The organism is Pseudobutyrivibrio xylanivorans, assembly GCF_008935055.1.
GTDB classification, from domain to species: Bacteria; Bacillota; Clostridia; order Lachnospirales; family Lachnospiraceae; genus Pseudobutyrivibrio; species Pseudobutyrivibrio xylanivorans_A.
In genome coordinates this window covers 1,385,879-1,403,103 of the sequence record NZ_CP043028.1, presented here as the reverse complement: position 1 = coordinate 1,403,103, position 17,225 = coordinate 1,385,879, and the positions used below count along the sequence as shown (strand labels likewise).

At 39.9% G+C, this 17,225-nt stretch carries 22 protein-coding genes and 4 pseudogenes; 21 read left to right on the top strand and 5 right to left on the bottom strand.

Features of this window, described 5'->3' with window-relative positions; all coding sequences use genetic code 11:
• Positions 1–159: 159 nt before the first annotated feature.
• From FXF36_RS06495 to FXF36_RS06400, 20 genes and pseudogenes are all read left to right on the top strand, one after another.
• On the top strand, positions 160–840 hold the full coding sequence (locus FXF36_RS06495; protein ID WP_243143607.1) for a flavodoxin: 681 nt from the start codon (positions 160–162) through the stop codon (positions 838–840).
• Positions 841–1,160: 320 nt separating this feature from the next.
• Positions 1,161–1,721, top strand: coding sequence for a hypothetical protein (locus tag FXF36_RS06485; RefSeq protein WP_151623011.1), 561 nt, complete (start codon positions 1,161–1,163; stop codon positions 1,719–1,721).
• A gap of 65 nt (positions 1,722–1,786) precedes the next feature.
• Entirely contained in the window at positions 1,787–2,734 is a 948-nt protein-coding gene (locus FXF36_RS06480; RefSeq protein ID WP_151623010.1) for a hypothetical protein, read from the top strand.
• A gap of 38 nt (positions 2,735–2,772) precedes the next feature.
• The gene (locus FXF36_RS06475) at positions 2,773–3,120 is read left to right on the top strand and encodes a helix-turn-helix domain-containing protein (protein ID WP_151623009.1); all 348 of its coding nucleotides are present in this window, start codon (positions 2,773–2,775) and stop codon (positions 3,118–3,120) included.
• A 474-nt stretch (positions 3,121–3,594) separates the two neighbouring features.
• Positions 3,595–3,702 (top strand): annotated as a pseudogene (locus FXF36_RS16925) (methyltransferase domain-containing protein); the annotation flags it as partial.
• 18 nt (positions 3,703–3,720) lie between these two features.
• Positions 3,721–3,948 carry a hypothetical protein gene (locus FXF36_RS16855; protein ID WP_330583227.1) on the top strand — a complete coding sequence of 76 codons (228 nt, stop codon included), beginning with the start codon at positions 3,721–3,723 and terminating at the stop codon, positions 3,946–3,948.
• Positions 3,949–4,117: 169 nt separating this feature from the next.
• Positions 4,118–4,708: a TetR/AcrR family transcriptional regulator gene (locus FXF36_RS06460; RefSeq protein ID WP_151625700.1), complete on the top strand. Its 591-nt coding sequence runs from the start codon at positions 4,118–4,120 to the stop codon at positions 4,706–4,708.
• A gap of 237 nt (positions 4,709–4,945) precedes the next feature.
• Entirely contained in the window at positions 4,946–5,395 is a 450-nt protein-coding gene (locus tag FXF36_RS06455; protein WP_151623008.1) for a GNAT family N-acetyltransferase, read from the top strand.
• 204 nt (positions 5,396–5,599) lie between these two features.
• A complete protein-coding gene (locus FXF36_RS06450; protein ID WP_151623007.1) occupies positions 5,600–6,256 on the top strand; it encodes a phosphatase PAP2 family protein in 657 nt (218 codons plus the stop codon).
• A gap of 6 nt (positions 6,257–6,262) precedes the next feature.
• Positions 6,263–6,883 carry a type II toxin-antitoxin system RelB family anti-toxin gene (gene relB, locus FXF36_RS06445; protein ID WP_243143587.1) on the top strand — a complete coding sequence of 207 codons (621 nt, stop codon included), beginning with the start codon at positions 6,263–6,265 and terminating at the stop codon, positions 6,881–6,883.
• Positions 6,884–6,906: 23 nt separating this feature from the next.
• Positions 6,907–7,536: a GNAT family N-acetyltransferase gene (locus FXF36_RS06440; RefSeq protein ID WP_151623006.1), complete on the top strand. Its 630-nt coding sequence runs from the start codon at positions 6,907–6,909 to the stop codon at positions 7,534–7,536.
• Positions 7,537–7,545: 9 nt separating this feature from the next.
• Entirely contained in the window at positions 7,546–8,454 is a 909-nt protein-coding gene (locus FXF36_RS06435; RefSeq protein ID WP_151623005.1) for a GNAT family N-acetyltransferase, read from the top strand.
• Entirely contained in the window at positions 8,451–9,194 is a 744-nt protein-coding gene (locus FXF36_RS16850; protein WP_330583226.1) for a hypothetical protein, read from the top strand. Before FXF36_RS06435 ends, FXF36_RS16850 begins: the two co-directional genes overlap by 4 nt.
• Positions 9,195–9,222: 28 nt before the next feature.
• A pseudogene (locus FXF36_RS16920) lies at positions 9,223–9,321 on the top strand (ASCH domain-containing protein); the annotation flags it as partial.
• Positions 9,322–9,384: 63 nt separating this feature from the next.
• The gene (locus FXF36_RS16845) at positions 9,385–9,735 is read left to right on the top strand and encodes a hypothetical protein (protein ID WP_330583225.1); all 351 of its coding nucleotides are present in this window, start codon (positions 9,385–9,387) and stop codon (positions 9,733–9,735) included.
• Between the two features lie 88 nt (positions 9,736–9,823).
• A complete protein-coding gene (locus FXF36_RS06420; protein ID WP_151623004.1) occupies positions 9,824–10,264 on the top strand; it encodes a GNAT family N-acetyltransferase in 441 nt (146 codons plus the stop codon).
• A gap of 4 nt (positions 10,265–10,268) precedes the next feature.
• A complete protein-coding gene (locus tag FXF36_RS06415; RefSeq protein WP_151623003.1) occupies positions 10,269–10,940 on the top strand; it encodes a CatA-like O-acetyltransferase, family 3 in 672 nt (223 codons plus the stop codon).
• Entirely contained in the window at positions 10,937–11,143 is a 207-nt protein-coding gene (locus tag FXF36_RS06410) for a hypothetical protein (RefSeq protein ID WP_151623002.1), read from the top strand. Before FXF36_RS06415 ends, FXF36_RS06410 begins: the two co-directional genes overlap by 4 nt.
• An 87-nt stretch (positions 11,144–11,230) precedes the next feature.
• The gene (locus FXF36_RS06405) at positions 11,231–11,884 is read left to right on the top strand and encodes a GyrI-like domain-containing protein (protein ID WP_044994858.1); all 654 of its coding nucleotides are present in this window, start codon (positions 11,231–11,233) and stop codon (positions 11,882–11,884) included.
• Between the two features lie 37 nt (positions 11,885–11,921).
• Positions 11,922–12,116, top strand: a pseudogene (locus tag FXF36_RS06400) (GNAT family N-acetyltransferase); the annotation flags it as partial.
• Between the two features lie 154 nt (positions 12,117–12,270).
• Here the strand turns inward: FXF36_RS06400 and FXF36_RS16570 are convergent.
• Positions 12,271–12,375, bottom strand: a pseudogene (locus tag FXF36_RS16570) (helix-turn-helix domain-containing protein); the annotation flags it as partial.
• A 606-nt stretch (positions 12,376–12,981) separates the two neighbouring features.
• Here FXF36_RS16570 and FXF36_RS06385 point away from each other — a divergent pair.
• Positions 12,982–13,797 (top strand): Cof-type HAD-IIB family hydrolase, encoded by an 816-nt coding sequence (locus tag FXF36_RS06385; RefSeq protein ID WP_151623001.1) that lies wholly within the window; start codon positions 12,982–12,984, stop codon positions 13,795–13,797.
• Positions 13,798–13,918: 121 nt separating this feature from the next.
• On the opposite strand, the gene FXF36_RS06380 is transcribed toward FXF36_RS06385, so the two are convergent.
• The 4 genes from FXF36_RS06380 to amrA all read right to left on the bottom strand — a co-directional run bounded on the left by FXF36_RS06380 (position 13,919) and on the right by amrA (position 17,159).
• The gene (locus FXF36_RS06380) at positions 13,919–14,200 is read right to left on the bottom strand and encodes a hypothetical protein (protein WP_151623000.1); all 282 of its coding nucleotides are present in this window, start codon (positions 14,198–14,200) and stop codon (positions 13,919–13,921) included.
• A gap of 23 nt (positions 14,201–14,223) precedes the next feature.
• Entirely contained in the window at positions 14,224–14,475 is a 252-nt protein-coding gene (locus FXF36_RS06375; protein ID WP_151622999.1) for a hypothetical protein, read from the bottom strand.
• Positions 14,476–14,892: 417 nt separating this feature from the next.
• Positions 14,893–15,741: an AmmeMemoRadiSam system radical SAM enzyme gene (gene amrS / locus FXF36_RS06370; protein WP_151622998.1), complete on the bottom strand. Its 849-nt coding sequence runs from the start codon at positions 15,739–15,741 to the stop codon at positions 14,893–14,895.
• Between the two features lie 32 nt (positions 15,742–15,773).
• On the bottom strand, positions 15,774–17,159 hold the full coding sequence (gene amrA, locus FXF36_RS06365) for an AmmeMemoRadiSam system protein A (protein WP_151622997.1): 1,386 nt from the start codon (positions 17,157–17,159) through the stop codon (positions 15,774–15,776).
• Between the last annotated feature and the right edge of the window lie 66 nt (positions 17,160–17,225).

Sequence of the window (17,225 nt, the reverse complement as noted above, 5' to 3'; positions counted from 1 at the left end):
AAGCGATATTTTTATCTGAAATCAAATAAAAAGTAACAGTAGCACTGTCATCGATAATGGGAATGAGCACTCTGTCTGGAATGGATCTGCCAGGGAGATTCATGCTTTCATAAGTGCGAATTGTTATATCGGTGGCAAAATTAGGCAGAATTGAGATATGTGGCAGGAATGTTGCTGGCTACAGTATTTTTATCCGCCTGCGGAAGCAGTGAAAATGCTGAGGTTTCCAGTTCAGGAACCACAGTTTCGGCCGCTGATCAGGCTGACGAAGATAGTGTAACTAAAAATGATGGTTCGGATGGCGGTGACACTTTGATAATTTATTTTAGTGCCAACAATCTGAATGATGTTGATGCAGTTAGTTCATCAACTCCAATGGTGGGTGAGGAGTCCGCTGTAGAGTGGATGGTGAACATTATACATGATGAGGTCGGTGGCAATTTGGTTCAAATAGTTCCGTCAGAAGACTATCCACTTGAATATGATGCTTCTGCTGATCTTGCGAAGACTGAAGCAGATAGTGAAGCCAGACCGGCATTTAACAATCTTGGTATTGATCCTACATCCTACTCAAGAGTATTTATCGGATACCCGATTTGGTGGTACAGAATGCCGATGATAATGGAGACATTTTTTGATACCTATGATTTTGACGGAGTGACCATCATTCCGTTTAATACGCATCTTGGAAGTCGCAATTGCGGAACCTATGACATGATAAGGGATAGAGAGCCTGGGGCTACGGTTTTGGAAGGAATCCCTATAAGTGGAAGTGATGTAGGAAAAGATTCATCGAAGGAAGATATTATAAAGTGGTTGAATGGCTTAGATCTGGACTAGCACGGAGACATCCATTATTCTAGCTATATTCCAGAGACTTATGATGGCAGCGAGCCCTATGCGCTTTTTGTTACACTTCCCGGATGGGAGGGACTATATTTTCAGGGTGTCGGCGCCAACATGGTAGAAGATTTTGGCGTAGAAGCAATCCGATATAACGATGAGACGGTTGCAATAATCGATATAATATAATAACTAGGCAATAGAAAAGTTTCCGAACTTGAAAAAGTTTGGGAGCTTTTTTGATTGAAGAAGGGGAGTTTTAATGATAATATATACGCGATAACGGAATGAAATATACGGGAAGGCGTAGGAGATTTATGGAGAGTAATAGAAACGTATCAGTTGTTAAGGATTCTGAAGGAAAGGATATTGTATTAATTTATGATATTCAATTTAAAGGAAAAAGGAAAGTCGATTGGAATGAGGTCAAAGAGTATTTATATGGATATGTTGGAGATATATATGAAATATCAAATACTGATGATTATGTATACATAGGTACAGATTTGCCAGATGAATACACAGGTTCTGAATATACTGAAAGTTTACGAGGGGGTAATGCTAAAGCAAAAGCAAATGCTACGCAAGGAATACCAGAATTATTAAATATAGCAACAGGAAAGTTTTATAGAGAAAATACAACTAAGAAGCATTTACGAGATGCACAATATGGCTGGTACAGATATGATTCACGATTTGCGCTTCCAGTCTTTGCAGATGATGGACGAGTTGAGCGTTACAATTTGTATCATGCATCTATGTTAATAAGACATGCTAGTGATAATAAACTGTATCTGTACGATGTTATAGACATAAAAAAAGAAACGAGCAACCCTCTCGGCCTTAACGGCTTACCAGACAAAAAACCCATTTCTTGACTTTTATATTAATGTCGGAATGTGTTGGTGTCAATAGATTTTTAAGTATTTTTGCGAGGAGAATTATGATGAGAAAAGAATATTTATTTAAAAACAGAGTAATAGTCGAAAACAAAGTGTTTTTGTTAGCAGAGGATGTAGCTAAAAAATTAGGGTATGATAGTCTCGAAAATTTTGCGAATGCGAGGCCAGAAGTGATTGTTGAAAAGAATGGACTTCCAAAACTTGTAGAAGAAACAAAATATAACAATATTATATTAGGTGATGTAGAGCTTTCAGATAGGATAAAGCATCTGGAATATACTAGAGTTGACACTTTGAGAAGTAGAGCGGAAACTCTTAGAAGTTTTTATCCACTAAAGTTTATGCTAGCAGGCGGAACCTTGGAACGTAAAGCATATGATGCAGGTTATGAATCAGTTGAAAAATATATAAATGATGTGGATTATCCAAAAGAGCTTGAGGAAGAAAAAGAGAATATGGTTCGTAAGGCTGATTTAATCAGTTCTATGGAGGATGCTAAAAAGAAGATAAATGATTTGGTCGATTATGATATTCTGAAAAAATACAATATTAGGTTGACTCAATATATTCATATAAATGAATATGGAGTACACATAGAATCATTTTTGGCAGGAAAGGGAATCTTTTTTGCGTTATATGATTCCGACTATGCTTTTGATGAGCTCAAAGTTATCGATGGAGATTTAATTATTCCTACTTATGACGATTACGAAGACTCATTTATTGAAAAAAATTATGGACATGATATTTCCGATAGAGATTATAGTCAATATAGCTGTATTGAAAATCTACTGTATCTTATTTTGCATAAAGAGTTTGAAGATGCAGGGGTTGATTTGATGTATTGTCAGTGCTCGGGAATTGATTTTTATATATCACAAAAAGAAATGATAAAAATGCTTTCACCAAGTCAGTATAGTAATATAATATTGGTAGATGGTGTTGAGGATTTTGATTTTGCAAAATATATTACACCGATTGAGGATTAGTCAATTTAAGATTAATCGATGGAAATTTGGAGCAGAATATGACTATTACAGAAAGAATCTTTTATTTAATAAAGGCTAGAGGCATGAGCCAAAATGCTTTTGGAAAAGCAGCGGGTATAGCCCCTAGCACAATTAGTGATTGGAAGACAAAAGGGCATACTCCTTCTGCTGATAAGATAATGGACATATGCAGAGTTTTAGAAGTAACACCAGAGATTCTTCTTACAGGAAAAGGAATTGATGAACCTGATGTCACAGTACCTAAGATTGATTACAAGGGGAAGCAGCTTCTGCTAGAATATGAAAGCTTAAATGAAGATGATAAGAAGAGGCTGCTTGTCTACGCGAAGAAGTTGGGGGAGCTTACGAAGCTAGAGGATATTTAAAAGGATATTGTCTTGAAATGCCATTTTGGCATCTCAAGTTCATTATGTTTTACAAGGAGAATCAAATTGGAAGAAAAAATGGGGAAATTTCACGAATGCTTTCTCAAAGTGGATGTGTCGAAAATCATGGGGCCTCTACGTATACCATTATCTGATGATAGCGGTCAGCGGATGGTATCTGCATACATTATGTCCGTCCCTTTCCCCTGTCATCGTATACCTGTTGGTTGCAATAGCAGCATTCGCAGGCTCCTACCTTCTGTATGAAATCATGAGCCGCATACCTTTCATAAGGTGGTGTGTTCTGGGAATAAAAAAGGCGAAGAAAGAATGATTCGGACAACCTGGGAAATTATTGACGCAAGGATAGACGGCGGAAAAGCCTTTGATTGGGGTAAAACATCAAAAGACTATGCGATGTACAGAGATATTTATCCGGACATTTTTATCAAAAAATCGTAGACAGAGAACCTAATTTTTCCGGTTGAAAGCTTTGATGTTATTACAGCCTGTCAGTGCTTCTGGTATTTTGATCATGAGAGAGTAATGCCACATTTGGCGAAGTTGCTCAAGCCCAATGGCAGGCTTCTCATTTTATACATGGCTTGGCTGCCTTATGAGGATGCAATCGCAGGTGCAAGTGAAGAATTGGCATTGAAGTATAATCCTGAATGGACAGGAGCTGGTGAGACAAGACATCCGATATGGATACCGGATGTGACCTATCGTTATTTTGAATCAGAAGATCATGAAGAATACGATGTTATGGTTCCTTTTACGAGAGAAAGCTGGCACGGCAGGAAGCGGAATAGGCTGGTTGAGCATTGACTTCTGTCGGCGATTGTAAATTGAATAGCGAAACGTTATTGAGCCTGCAGGCATTTGGAGCAATTCTGATGCTTGCAGGCTATTTTTGTGGTATCTCATTAAAACCTTGATTGGCTAATGAATATTAGCTATAATATGGCTAATAGTTATTAGCAGAATGGAGGAAGATATGTCTACCAAAGAGAAGATACTGGATGCGGCATTAACGTTATTTGCAGAGAATGGATACGATGGAACAAGTGTGGAGCAGATTGCGAGTATTGTCGGAATCAAAGCTCCATCATTGTACAAGCACTATAAAGGTAAGGAGGACATTCTAAATGCTTTGATCGATTCTGCTGAAACGCGTTATGAGGAAATGTTTGGATCTGAGCATAATATCGGGAAATTGTCGCGGAGCCGGGAAGAGTTCATAAAGGTGACAATGGAAAGGATTTCATTCACAATGCGGGATCCCATAATCCGTAAGACTCGAATGTTTCTTGTCCAGGAACAGTTCAGAAATGGAAGGATTTCCGAGGTTACGACCAGGCATCAGCTGGACGGAATACAGAAGATGTTTGCAAAGATCATCAAGGAGATGATGGATGAAGGTATCGTTAAGAATGATGATCCGGAGCTGCTTGCGGTAGAACTTACCGCGCCTGCTGTTCTACAGATTGCAAGGTCAGATCGACAGCCTCAGTGTGAGGAAGAATGTATGAAATACATCGAAAAGCATTTACGACATTTTTGCAAGGTATATATGAGAGAGGATTGATAGTTTGAAAATAATCGTGGAAACAGAGAGGCTGTTCCTGCGGGAAATGGAGATGGAAACTGGATTCTTCTGCCTGTTTCATTTGTGGAAGAATGGAGTCTTGATAAGTGCAGAGAAGAAGCGTCGGCAATAGCAAATAATCTATATGGGGACATGATAGATTATGGGGCTTGAACCAGGGCGAACGCAACTGAAAATAGCAAAATAATGAGGATAATGACAGTTAGGAGAAGTGGGATGCATATTGTCAAAGCTGAGACAGATCAGGTGGAAAAAATCGTAGATATGTCCATCAGAGCTTTTGAAACAGATGTAAATGTTGGCGGAGCAAAAGGTGATTGCCCGCCTGGATTTGATTCAGTAGAATGGCATGAACAAATGGCCAGGGAGGGACATTTGTATCAGGCAATAATAGGAAATGATCTGGTAGGGGCAGCCATTATATTCCAGGATGAAACAAAAAACAGCGTATACATTGGCAGAATATTTATTGACAGCGTCTATCATAGAAAAGGTTACGGAATTCGTTTGATGGAATGCATAGAAAAGTATTTCCCATGTGGTACGGAGTTTAATCTGGATACCCCATGCTGGAATGAGCGGACAAATGCTTTTTACAAAAGGTTAGGCTACCGTATCATAAAGATTGAGGATGGATTTGTCTTTTATCAAAAAAAGGAAAAGTGAACTGGGTACCATCCAGAATTCGCATAAAGAAAAATTCGGATTTGCAGAGTGGTATGACTGTGTAAATGGGGAAAAGTCTTTATTTATGGGCATGACACGAAGCGTATCGCCCATGTGACGGCGGGATTCTTTCTGTTTTTCATATCCTTTGATACTTTGAAATCAGCCGGAAGGAAATTTTTCAAAGGAAAGGAATTAGAAAAAATGAGAAACAGAAAAACTTGCTTTTTAACAGGGGGCACTTTTATAGCATTGTTTGCATTATTAACCTTGCTTATTATGACAATTGATGTTCAGTCGGTCGGGCAAAATGGAACAGATATCGGATTTGCTGGATTTAACGTGGGCTTCCACGAGATGACGGGAGTTAACATGACACTTTATACCATCACAGACTGGCTTGGGCTGGTACCAATATTTATCTGCATGATATTCGGTGGTGTTGGGTTACTTCAGCTGATTAAGAGAAAGAGCCTGTTTAAGGTGGATAAGGATATTATCATTCTCGGAATCTACTACATTATTGTCATCATGGCTTACCTTATTTTTGAGATGATACCAATCAACTATAGGCCTATTCCTATAGAAGGGGTTATGGAGGCATCGTATCCATCTTCTACAACGCTGCTGGTACTTAGTGTGATGCCGACACTGGTGGAACAGGCTGGCAGAAGGCTAAGTGATGATGTGATAAGGAAGCTGATAGCTGCTTTTGCAGTATTGTTTTCTCTATTTATGGTAATAGGAAGACTTATTTCAGGAGTCCACTGGTTTACGGATATCATTGGTTCGGTACTATTAAGCATAGGATTATATTATTTGTATAAGGGCTGCGTTTTATCCTGCAGCAAAGAGGCTTAAGAGAGGATGGCAGATATGGAGTTTGGCGAAAAACTATTGGAACTTAGAAATAGCAAAGGGATGACCCAGGAGGAGTTGGCAGAAGCTTTGTTCGTTTCAAGAACAGCGATTTCGAAATGGGAGTCGGGCAGAGGTTATCCAAGCATCGACTCGTTAAAAGAGATTTCAAAGTTCTTTTCCGTATCCATAGATGAGCTTCTTTCCAGTGAAAAACTGGTGGTTATTGCTGAAAAAGAAAACAGGGCAAATATTCGCAAGGTCCTGGATTATCTTCTTGGGCTAAATGACCTATTGGCGTGCGGGCTGATATTCCTTCCGCTTTTCCCGCACCCAGTAGAAAAGATGGTTTACGCATTGAGTCTTATTGAATACAGCGATGTTTCAGCTACCATAAGGCTGATCTACTGGGGATTGTTTGATTCTCTTGTGGTAACGGGAGCTGTAATAGTGGTTTTAAACCATTTTAAGTGTGAAAAGATAAAGAGGATAATGATCATCTTATCTATGGGAATCAGTATAGTAACAGTGCTTGTGCTTGCTATCACCAGGGCAGCGTATGCTACATCTGTAGCCTTTATTTTGATGATCATAAAAGGATTATTGCTACTTAAACGAGAGAAAACATGATTTATAAGAGGAGATTTTTAGAGATGAATTCAAATGATTATACAATACGACCTGAGAGAAAAGAAGAGTACAGAGAAGTTGAAAACCTTGTAAGGGAGTCCTTCTGGAACGTGTATCGCCCGGGATGCAGTGAGCATTATGTGATTCATGTTCTTAGGGAGGATCCTGCTTTTGTAAAAGAACTTGATTTTGTCATGGAAAAGAATGGGAAACTTATAGGGCAGAACATTTTTATGAAGACGATAATTGAGGCAGATGATGGCAGGGCTATCGATGTCCTTACCATGGGCCCGATCGGTATCACTCCTGAATTAAAGAGACAGGGATATGGCAAGGCAATCCTGGACTACTCTCTTGAAAAGGCTACAGAAATGGGCTTTGGGGCAGTGCTTTTTGAAGGAAATATTGGATTCTATGGACACAGCGGCTTTGAATATGCCAGCAAGTTCGGAATCAGATACCACGACCTTCCGGAAGATGCAGACGCATCATTCTTCCTATGTAAGGAACTAATCCCGGGATATCTTGATGGAATCACTGGTGTATACCAGACTCCAAAGGGTTACTATGTTGAAGATGTTGATGTTGAAGAGTTTGATAAGAATTTTCCGCCAAAGGAAAAGCTTAAGCTTCCAGGGCAGATTTTTGAGTAAAGTATAAGGATGATATTGATTATGAGGGCTGATATAGATTTTAAGAATTATACTGACACTGACTATGAGGCATTGTGCTCTTTTCTGATTGCTTTAAATGAGAAGGATGACAGCCATATTAACTGGAACTGGGCAAGGCTGGAATGGATGATTGAACATCCTGAATTTGATAAGAGCTTAAAGAATTCCATTGGCCTTTGGACTGTTGACGATAAAATCGTTGGCGCTGCTATCTACGATATGTATTTTGGCGAGGGCTTTTGTGGAGTACTTCCGGAGTATAAAGATTTATATAAGGCCGTTCTGGAGTATGCTTGCAAAGAGCTAAAAGATGATTCTGGCTTTGGACTGGCAATCTGTGATGAGAATACAGATGAAATAGAGATGACAAAGAGTCTTGGATTTACACCTTCGGACCTGGATGAGACCATCATGGAAAGGAGTCTTTCTGATTCGCTTGAAGCAAAACTCCCGGATGGCCTTAAGCTCTTTTGCCCGGATCCTGTGAAGGATGCTTATGACCTTCAATGGCTTTTCTGGCAGGGATTTGATCATGGTGATGATAAAGCAGAATTTGAGAGAGAAGAGGAGATTGTTCCAAGAGTCAGAAAGCATTTTAATAAGGACTTAGGTGTTGCAGCTGTGAATGAAAATGGAGAAATGGTTGCCTGTTGTCTGCTTTGGTATATGGCAGGGACTGATTATGTTTATGTTGAGCCTGTCTGTACTATACCGGCATACAGAGGGAATGGCATTGCAAAAGCCTTGATATTTGAGGCGTTTCGCAGAGCCAAAAACCTTGGAGCAACCAGGGCTTACGTGATTTCCGATATGGAATTCTATGAGAGGCTTGGCTTCAGAAAGAAACATCACTATTCATTTTATTTTTGGAAGGATGGCGAGCAAGAAGATACATGATAAAAATAGAGGCGGAAACAAATCCTGATAATCAGTCGTCAAAAAATGTACTGGCTAATGTAGGGTTTATTCCAACAGGTGAAGTTGGGGAGGAAGGCCCAAGATTCGTCTTAGAGAAGAAAATAACCGTGTGTGGAAAGTTATACCGGATTATTAAACTTCTCGGGCATGGAAAAGGTGGGTATTCATATCTTGCAGACCAGGATGGACAGAAGGTGGTCTTAAAACAAATACATCATGAGCCCTGCGATTACTATACCTTCGGAAATAAGATACAGGCTGAGAAAAATGATTACGAACGACTCACTAATGCCGGAATCAGAGCTCCGAAGATGCTGGCTATAGATGTAGAAAATGAGCTGATTGTTAAGGAATATGTTGATGGGAAAACTATTTTTGACTTAATCCTAGAAGGGACTTCAGTAGAACAATTTTTGCCGCAGGTACGTACAATGGCGAAGAAGGCATTTGACGTTGGGCTGAATATTGATTATTTTCCTACAAATTTTGTTATTCAGGATGGACTGCTATGGTATGTCGATTATGAGTGCAATGACTACATGGAAGAATGGAACTTCGAAAATTGGGGAATCCGGTACTGGTCAAGAACACCGGAATTTGAGGAAGGAAAGATGACAGCAGAAGAGTTATGGAAAAAATCCGGATTAACCGAATCATATGAGTCGTGGTCGTTTGGTGGCGTACAGGACGAACTGGCAGCTTTGGTAAAAAAACGGTGAGAAAACTGCCACTTGTTCTGCATATGATCTGTATCTGGCTGAAGGCGGACCAATCCCAAAAGAGGGAGACTATAGTGTTATTCTTGTCTCCAAGGGAGAGGCTGTATGTATTGTGAAGACAACGAAAGTGTATGTGATAGCATTCAATCAGGTTTCACATAATCATGCTTATAAAGAAGGAGAGGGTCGTATGGTTTTTAATGGAATCAGTAAGGTGTTTTCAACAAAAGACGATCGGCAATATGAAACGATCGGTGCATTTTGGGATGAATTTTCCAAAAAATATGGAAGAGAAAAGCTTAGGGGGTTAGGCTATAATTGGACAACTGATACGATTGAATATGTCATCGGGCTTAAATCCGGCGACATAGATAATGCAAACTGTTCTGTGATTTTGCCGAATTCAGGATGGATTGCCGTAAAAGGAAAAACAGCAGAATTAGATATGATCTATCAGGAAATCTACGCCGATGGGGTTCTTACATATGAGATTGAAACTTTTACCGATGAAGGCGAATGTGAGATTTTATATTATAGATAGTTTTCGATTTTGACGAAGGTGCCGGAGGTAAAGTTTCATGTGTGAAGAGCGTAAGTGGAAAAAGGATATACATATTCAACTTGCAGTTATGAAATATCTTGATAGCTGCATAGACATTTTGCAAAATTCTGATTTAGGAAGAGCGTATTTTAGCGATCATGAAAAGGCAACTAATATGCTTACATATGCAGTGGAACAAGAAAACATATATGTTGCATTGGATGAAAATGAGAAATGCCTGGGGTTTATTTACTACATGACAAATGGTGTTTTTGGAAGCTACCCTTATCTCCATATTGCTGCAGTAAAGGAAGAATACAGGAATTATGGCATCGGTAAACAGCTGATGAAGTTTTTTGAGGATAATGCTTCCGATTCTTCTTCGGCAAAATATTTTTTAACTGTAGATGATTTTAACCCGGGAGCGAAGAAATTATATGAAAATCTGGGGTATAAGTGTGTCGGAGAACTACCTGATTTTTATAAAAAGGGGATAAACTGCTATCTGATGATGAAAAGAAGAGGGTAAAGATATGAACTATAGAGTTATTGATAAAGAAACCTATTATAGGAAGGGGGTATTCCGGCATTTTACGGAGGATTGCAAGTGCTCGACTTCTATGACGGCAAGGGTTGATGTGACGGAGCTTGTTAAGGGCTCGAAGGAGAGTAACACGAAGTTCTATGTCAATTTCCTATATATCCTTTCCATGGTATTGAATTCCCGGGATGATTACAAAATGGGGTATCTCTGGCAGACTGAGGAACTGATCTGTTATGACAGGATTAACCCTACGCAGTATATTTTTCATGAGGATACCGAGACCTGTACGCCGGTATATACAAGTTATGATCCGGATTATGCCGCATTCTACAAAAATGCTGTCTCTGACATAGAGAAGGCAAAACAAACGAGGGAGTATGGCCTTGATATGGAAAAGCATCCGAACTGGTTTGATGCTTCCTACATTTCATGGCTGTCCTATGATTCCCTGAATATTGAACTGCCAGATGGATTCCTCTATTTTCTGCCGATCATCAACTGGGGGAAATACCGTGAGGAAAACGGGAGACTTTTGATGCCGGTGTCGGTTCGTATGAATCATGCGATAGCGGATGGGTATCTGATTGCGAATGTATTCCGCCTGCTTGAAAAAGAGATGGCTGCGTTTTGCAATGGTAAAGTGAAGGATGAACAGATATGAGTAAATACGAACATCTTTGGAAATGGATCCGGGATAATGGAACGGACAGCTTCAAGCTCACATATGCTGAGATTGAAGAAATTGCAGGGGTTCCGATCGACCATTCTTTTCTCAAATACAAGAAGGAATTGTTGGAATATGGCTTCTGTGTCGGAAATATCTCAATGAAGGAAGAGACGGTCATGTTCCAAAGAGTTAAGTGATGGCAAATATAATAACAGGTTTCAGAGCTCTGATTGTCCGGTGGACGATCGTTTAGCACCGACCGAAACGAAGTGGAGAAAAAGGGTATGGCGTTTGATTACAAGAAGGAATACAAAGAATTCTATATGCCGAAGGGCACACCATCAATCGTTACTGTTCCTAAAATGAATTATATCGCGGTTAGGGGCAGTGGGAATCCAAATGATGAAGATGGCGAATATAAACAGGCTATAGGTCTTTTGTATGGAATCGCATTTACGATCAAGATGAGTAAAAAAGGCGATCATCAGATTGACGGATATTTTGATTATGTAGTTCCGCCATTGGAAGGTTTTTGGTGGCAGAATGGAGTAATCGGTATCGACTATGCTCATAAAGAAGATTTCAAGTGGATATCCGTCATCCGCCTGCCAGACTTTGTAACGAAAGATGATTTTGAGTGGGCTGTCAGGGAAGCTACGGTTAAGAAAAAACAGGATTTCTCAAAGGTGGAGTTCTTTACTTATGATGAAGGGTTGTGTGTGCAGTGCATGCATATCGGATCGTATGATGATGAACCTGCTACAGTAGATGCAATGCACAGATTTATAGAAGAACAGGGTTATGTCCTGGATATCACTGACAAGAGACTGCACCATGAGATTTATCTATCTGATGCGAGAAAAGTCCAGCCGGAGAAACTGAAGACAGTGATCCGGCATCCGATCAGGGCGCTGGATGTCCGGGGGACATCCGCTTAGCGCGGACCGGAACGGAGTGTAGACAGGAGAGCTGACTATGGAGTATATCAGGGTTACAAAAGAGAATCTGGAAGAGGAGCATATCTGCTGTGCCATATCCAACAATAAAGATGTACAGGTATCTTCAAAGAAGGCGTGGCTTGCGGACAGATTTGATGAGGGGCTTGTATTCTTAAAAAGTGTGGAGCGCGGGAAATGCTTCATAGAATATATTCCTGCAGAGCATGCATGGTGATAAGAAGTCCTTAAAGTTGGTAAACAATTCTTGTTGCAACTAATGACATTAGTGAGAGTTTGTTCTTTCGCGCAAGCAATGTCTGTGTCCAGACAAAGCCTGTGCAGCTTGTTGGGAACAACCCCTAATCCCCGGGAACATCTGCATGAGCAGATGAGCTTGATATGCCGGTCTGCTCTGACAGTTCTTGCAGAGACAGGCCTTTTTCAATTCTCAAATCTTTCAATTTTTCCTGAATCGATAATTTACATTTCATGAAACCAGTCCCCTTTAACAAAGTTTATATAAATGGCACATCTATATTATAACGGAACACACGTTTGTGGGATACGGCTAAATCTAAAAACGTGGAATTTTTAATTCTTTTAAAAATATTCCTACCTCTTGGATATACGGATTGGACCGTATATTTCTTGGATAATGTGTTCATAAACAATGATTTCCAGTTTAGAGAGGAGGTGAAAAGAAAATGCTAAATCAAGGATATGCTCCATGTGACAATCAGATTCATATCAAGTTAAGGAAGAATAGCAGAAGAGGCTTATGGCTTATATGGAGGCACTGAAGAAGATAGAAAGCCTTGAGGAGATGTAGGAAAGAGTTTAAAAATTTGAAAAGGTGGGTTGCGGTCGATTTTTGCGACCACAAAAATCACCTTGTTTGAATATAGAATACATGAAGTCACAATTTGTGACTTTAAACGAAAGTGGAAATAAACGCGGTTTACACATAAAAGATGCCATATGCCTTCACTGAACAAGGAATATATAGTTAAGGGAGTTCTATCAATATACAATTGACGAACCGCACCATCCTTTGATAATATAGCTTTCAAATTTGTTTTTTAGAAAGTTATAGATATATGAAGTACAAAGCAATAGCCCTGGATTTAGATGGGACTCTTTTAAATAGCAAAAAAGAAGTCAGTAAAAGAAATAAAGAAGTAATAATGAAGGCTGCAGAGGCTGGAGTTCATATTATTCTCGCGTCGGGAAGACCAGTACCTGGCATTAAGCATATAGCTCATCATCTTCATTTGGAACAGGTTGGAGGTTACATCCTATCATATAATGGAGGAATGATTATCAATTGTAAGACTGGAGATGTCATTCGCAGAGAGACTATTCCAGAAAAGTGTTATTCAGACATCGTTCATGTGGCGAAGAAGTATGGTGTTACCCCACTTACTTACGATGCGGAAGGTATCATCACTACAAATGAGAACGATGAATATGTAAAGCTGGAATCAAAGATTAACAACATTCCTATTAACCAGGTTTTCCATCTGGATGAAACAGCGAAGCTGGATCCCCCAGTGAAATTTATGGTTGTAGGAGAACACGAGGCGCTCCAGAAGGTTCAGGCTGAGCTTAATGAAAAGCTTAAGGGAGAGGTAAATGTTTTCTTTTCCGAGTCGTACTTCTTGGAAATCACACCGAATGGTATTGAAAAAGCCACCTCACTTGAAATGCTTTTAGGTAAACTTGATTTGGATAGAAAGAACCTAATAGCATGTGGAGATGGCTATAATGATATTCCTATGATGCGTTACGCAGGCTTTTCCGTAGCGATGGAAAATGCAAAGGACGAAACAAAGGAATGGGCTAATTTTATTGCACCTTCAAACGATGAAGACGGTGTAGCGACTGTGGTCGAGAAGTTCGTTCTCCGCGGTTAATTACTTTAATATTATAGATATGTGAAAAATATGCTTCGGCGGCCAGTACAACTGTATCGCCGATGTTTATGCGTTGAGTTTAAAAGCCTCTTTTTTACAGAGCTCTAAACCTTCTGTTTGGCTAAATCGACAAAGCCAGTATTAAAAGAGCCAAAAAAGTTTTCGCCTTCTTTCCTAGTGGTTCCCTCAGTAAAGATGCCGAGATTGTAACGATTTTCCAGTTACGTATTACGTATACATTTGAATACATGTGAGTTATTTCTTCACTATAATTCCTTATGCTGTGCGATGAATCAAATTCTAGCTCCACGTTATTGGAAACTGCTAGAAGTATTTGTGCAGAATTCTCGCAGGTTTTGTCTCTGGAAGAGTGTAACTCAATTTTGAAGCCTTTCTTTTTCATAAGATTGACATTATGCTACGGCATCACTTCTGTATCTGTCTAATAGAGAAAATTGAACAAATCTGTGGCTTATCCAAAAGGCGTTTAGCATTTGCTTCTTTTCTTCTTTTGAAAAAAATCGAGTCTAATTCAAAAATATCTTCAAGCTCTAATGCATCTGGATTTTTAACTTTCAGATAGTATTTCATTTCGAAATAAGGAATGCCGATGGTTCTGATAAAACTTCTGAAATCAGTTAATGTTCCATCTATATCAAATACAATTATGGGGTGCATATCGAATTGCCTTTCTTACAGTCAAAGAGTTTGAGCAGAAAGAATTAGTAAGATTTTTGATTACTATCATGTATTTTTCATCATTCATATTAAATTCATACTTTAGCAAAGTCAATCGAGGAGTTTAATTACTGTCTCCAATCTAATCTCTGATATGGATAGTAAAATGTTCACCTGTTTTACTACCTAGTTAAATAATAGTTGGAGAGATAGTAAAAAACATATTCATTTTACTATCGTGTAAAGAAAACTCAGCAGAGGTAGTAAAAAACATACTTTTTTTAATAGCTTGAGAAAAATATTCAGCAGGGGTAGTAAAGAGACCGTATTTTTTACTATCAGAGGAGCAATAGTCACTGAAGGTAGTAAAATATCACCTTCCCACCTCCGGGAAAGTGATGTTAGCGTGAGAATACATCAACAATTCCCCGTATACACATACTCCACCTTCTCACGGGCAATTTCGGCCAGTCGATAAACCTTGCTAACATCCGTGGCAGGGCGGTCTGTCATGTGGAAACGTGGGAAGAAGCGAGAAATGTGGAGTGGAACCCCTTCACCATTAGGATTTGTAAGGGAGCCGACCCATGCAGAGAGTGCACGAATTTCGTCTTCGGTGTCATTTTCATCGGGAATGATAAGCGTGGTTAGCTCAACGTGGGCAGATTTTACCGCCTGAGAAATGAAGTCCATTACCTGTTTTCTATTTCCGCCAAGGATCTTTCCGTAATAATCATCGGTGAAGCCCTTTAGGTCGATGTTCATGGCATCGATATATGGCGCTAGCCTTTCAAGTATAGGAAGCTCAGCTGTTCCGTTTGAAACTATAACAGTTTTAAGGTCGTGGGCTTTGGCCAGTTTGGCAGAGTCCAACACGTATTCATAGTCGATAAGTGGTTCGTTATACGTAAATGCGATACCAATATTTCCTTTATCACGAGTTTCATTTGCAATTTCCACAAGCTCACCTGGGCTTAGGAAATGAGATTCCTCTGCAAATCTTTTAGCTTCTTCCGACCATGAGATTTCATAGTTTTGGCAGAAGGGGCATCTAAGGTTGCAGCCATAGCTTCCCACGGAAAGGATTTTACTTCCAGGGGAGAAGCGAGCCAGAGGCTTCTTTTCGATTGGATCCAGTGCGATGCTTGTGATCTTTCCATAATTAGCAGGTATTACAACACCATTTTTTACCGTTCTTGCGCCACAGAATCCTAACTTACCCTCATATATATCACAGTGTCTAAAGCATACATCGCATCGTGCCATAGTCCATGCCCTCATGTAAATCCAACAAATGATTAATAGTGCCTAACGACTTCAAAACGTTGTAACTTATATGGTTCATCAGCATCAATACCGCCCTTCTGGCGCGCAATGTTGATTTGCTGTTCTATGGAGTCCACACCATCAAGGTTAGGTAAAAGCAGACCTCGTTTAAAGCCGTGACTGACAATCACACCATATCGTTTCACATCAAGCTGGTCAGGGGAGTCAATATCTTCTGTTGGTCCCAAAACGTCAACGCTGATTTCCAGGTATTTTAGTTCCTTCTCGGTTATAGGATCGAAGCGATTGTCACGGGTGCTAGCACTCATTGCATTATGAATGATTTCCTCAGCTATGTTATCTTGAGTGGCTGCGATAGTTCCGATGCAGCCTCTTAAGCGTCCAAACTTGTGGATAGACACAAAGGTGCCTGCAGCCCGATTAAGCATTTCAGCAGGTAAGCCATCTGGAACGGATATTTGATGACGACCCTTTACCCACGACTCGATGCTGGCTCTTGCCAATTTGACATAATCATCACTTGCTTCGTTTCTTTTTATACATTCACTCTCAAGCTTTTGGGTATAAGCTGTTAAGAAATGTCTGTTTTCGTTTTCATCTTGTGGATAAAAGGTGCAAATGCCATAGCCAACGCCAGTAACATCCTGATGGGACAGGGAAGTTGCATTTACATTAAGACCGTCGAAAGCGCCAGCCATGATGACAAAGGAACGATGACCACATTCAGCAGCCTTCTCGCAAAAGCTTTCATCAAAATCAAAAAGCTCTCCAAAATTCGCTTTTCCGCATACGTCCATAATCCTCGAATCATATACGGGACCCTCTTTTGCAAATCCGTATGGGCCATAATCCTGCAGCTTATGAGATAAATCACCGCTAGCAACAATAACGACTCGCTTGCCAGATTCATTGGAGGCCTTGGCGATAAGTTCGCCAAGGTGATAATGCTCGGTGAGCGGAAGACCTGAAAGGCCGATTCTGATAATCCTACCTTCCTTATATTTTTGACGGATAAACCATAATGGGACCATTGTTCCATGGTCTAATTCAGGATTTCTTTCTCCAAGAGTACCGGCAGGGAAATCTTCTTTATCTGCAAGATGGCATATTAGTCCAACCAGTTGGGTGTCATATTGTTCTGTGAAAGTAACCTCTGGTGCACGGAAATTCGCAAAGCTACCAGTGGCGCCATTTCCAGGAGAAATATGAAAATAATCTGAGTACATGATGGAATGAGGGCTTGTGATAATGATTGTATCAGGCTTTAGGGCAGCGATTTCTTCGGCTACCTGAGTATAAGCCCTTGTCGTTTCAAGAATTTCTTTTTCACCGCCACGTCCAACGGCTGGAACGATTAGTGGTGGATGTGGAACCATAAAAGCAGCTAATACAGACATTTCATAACCCTCCTCTACAAATAATACTGTTACCGTAATTGTAAGCTTTACATTTTTAAAAATAAA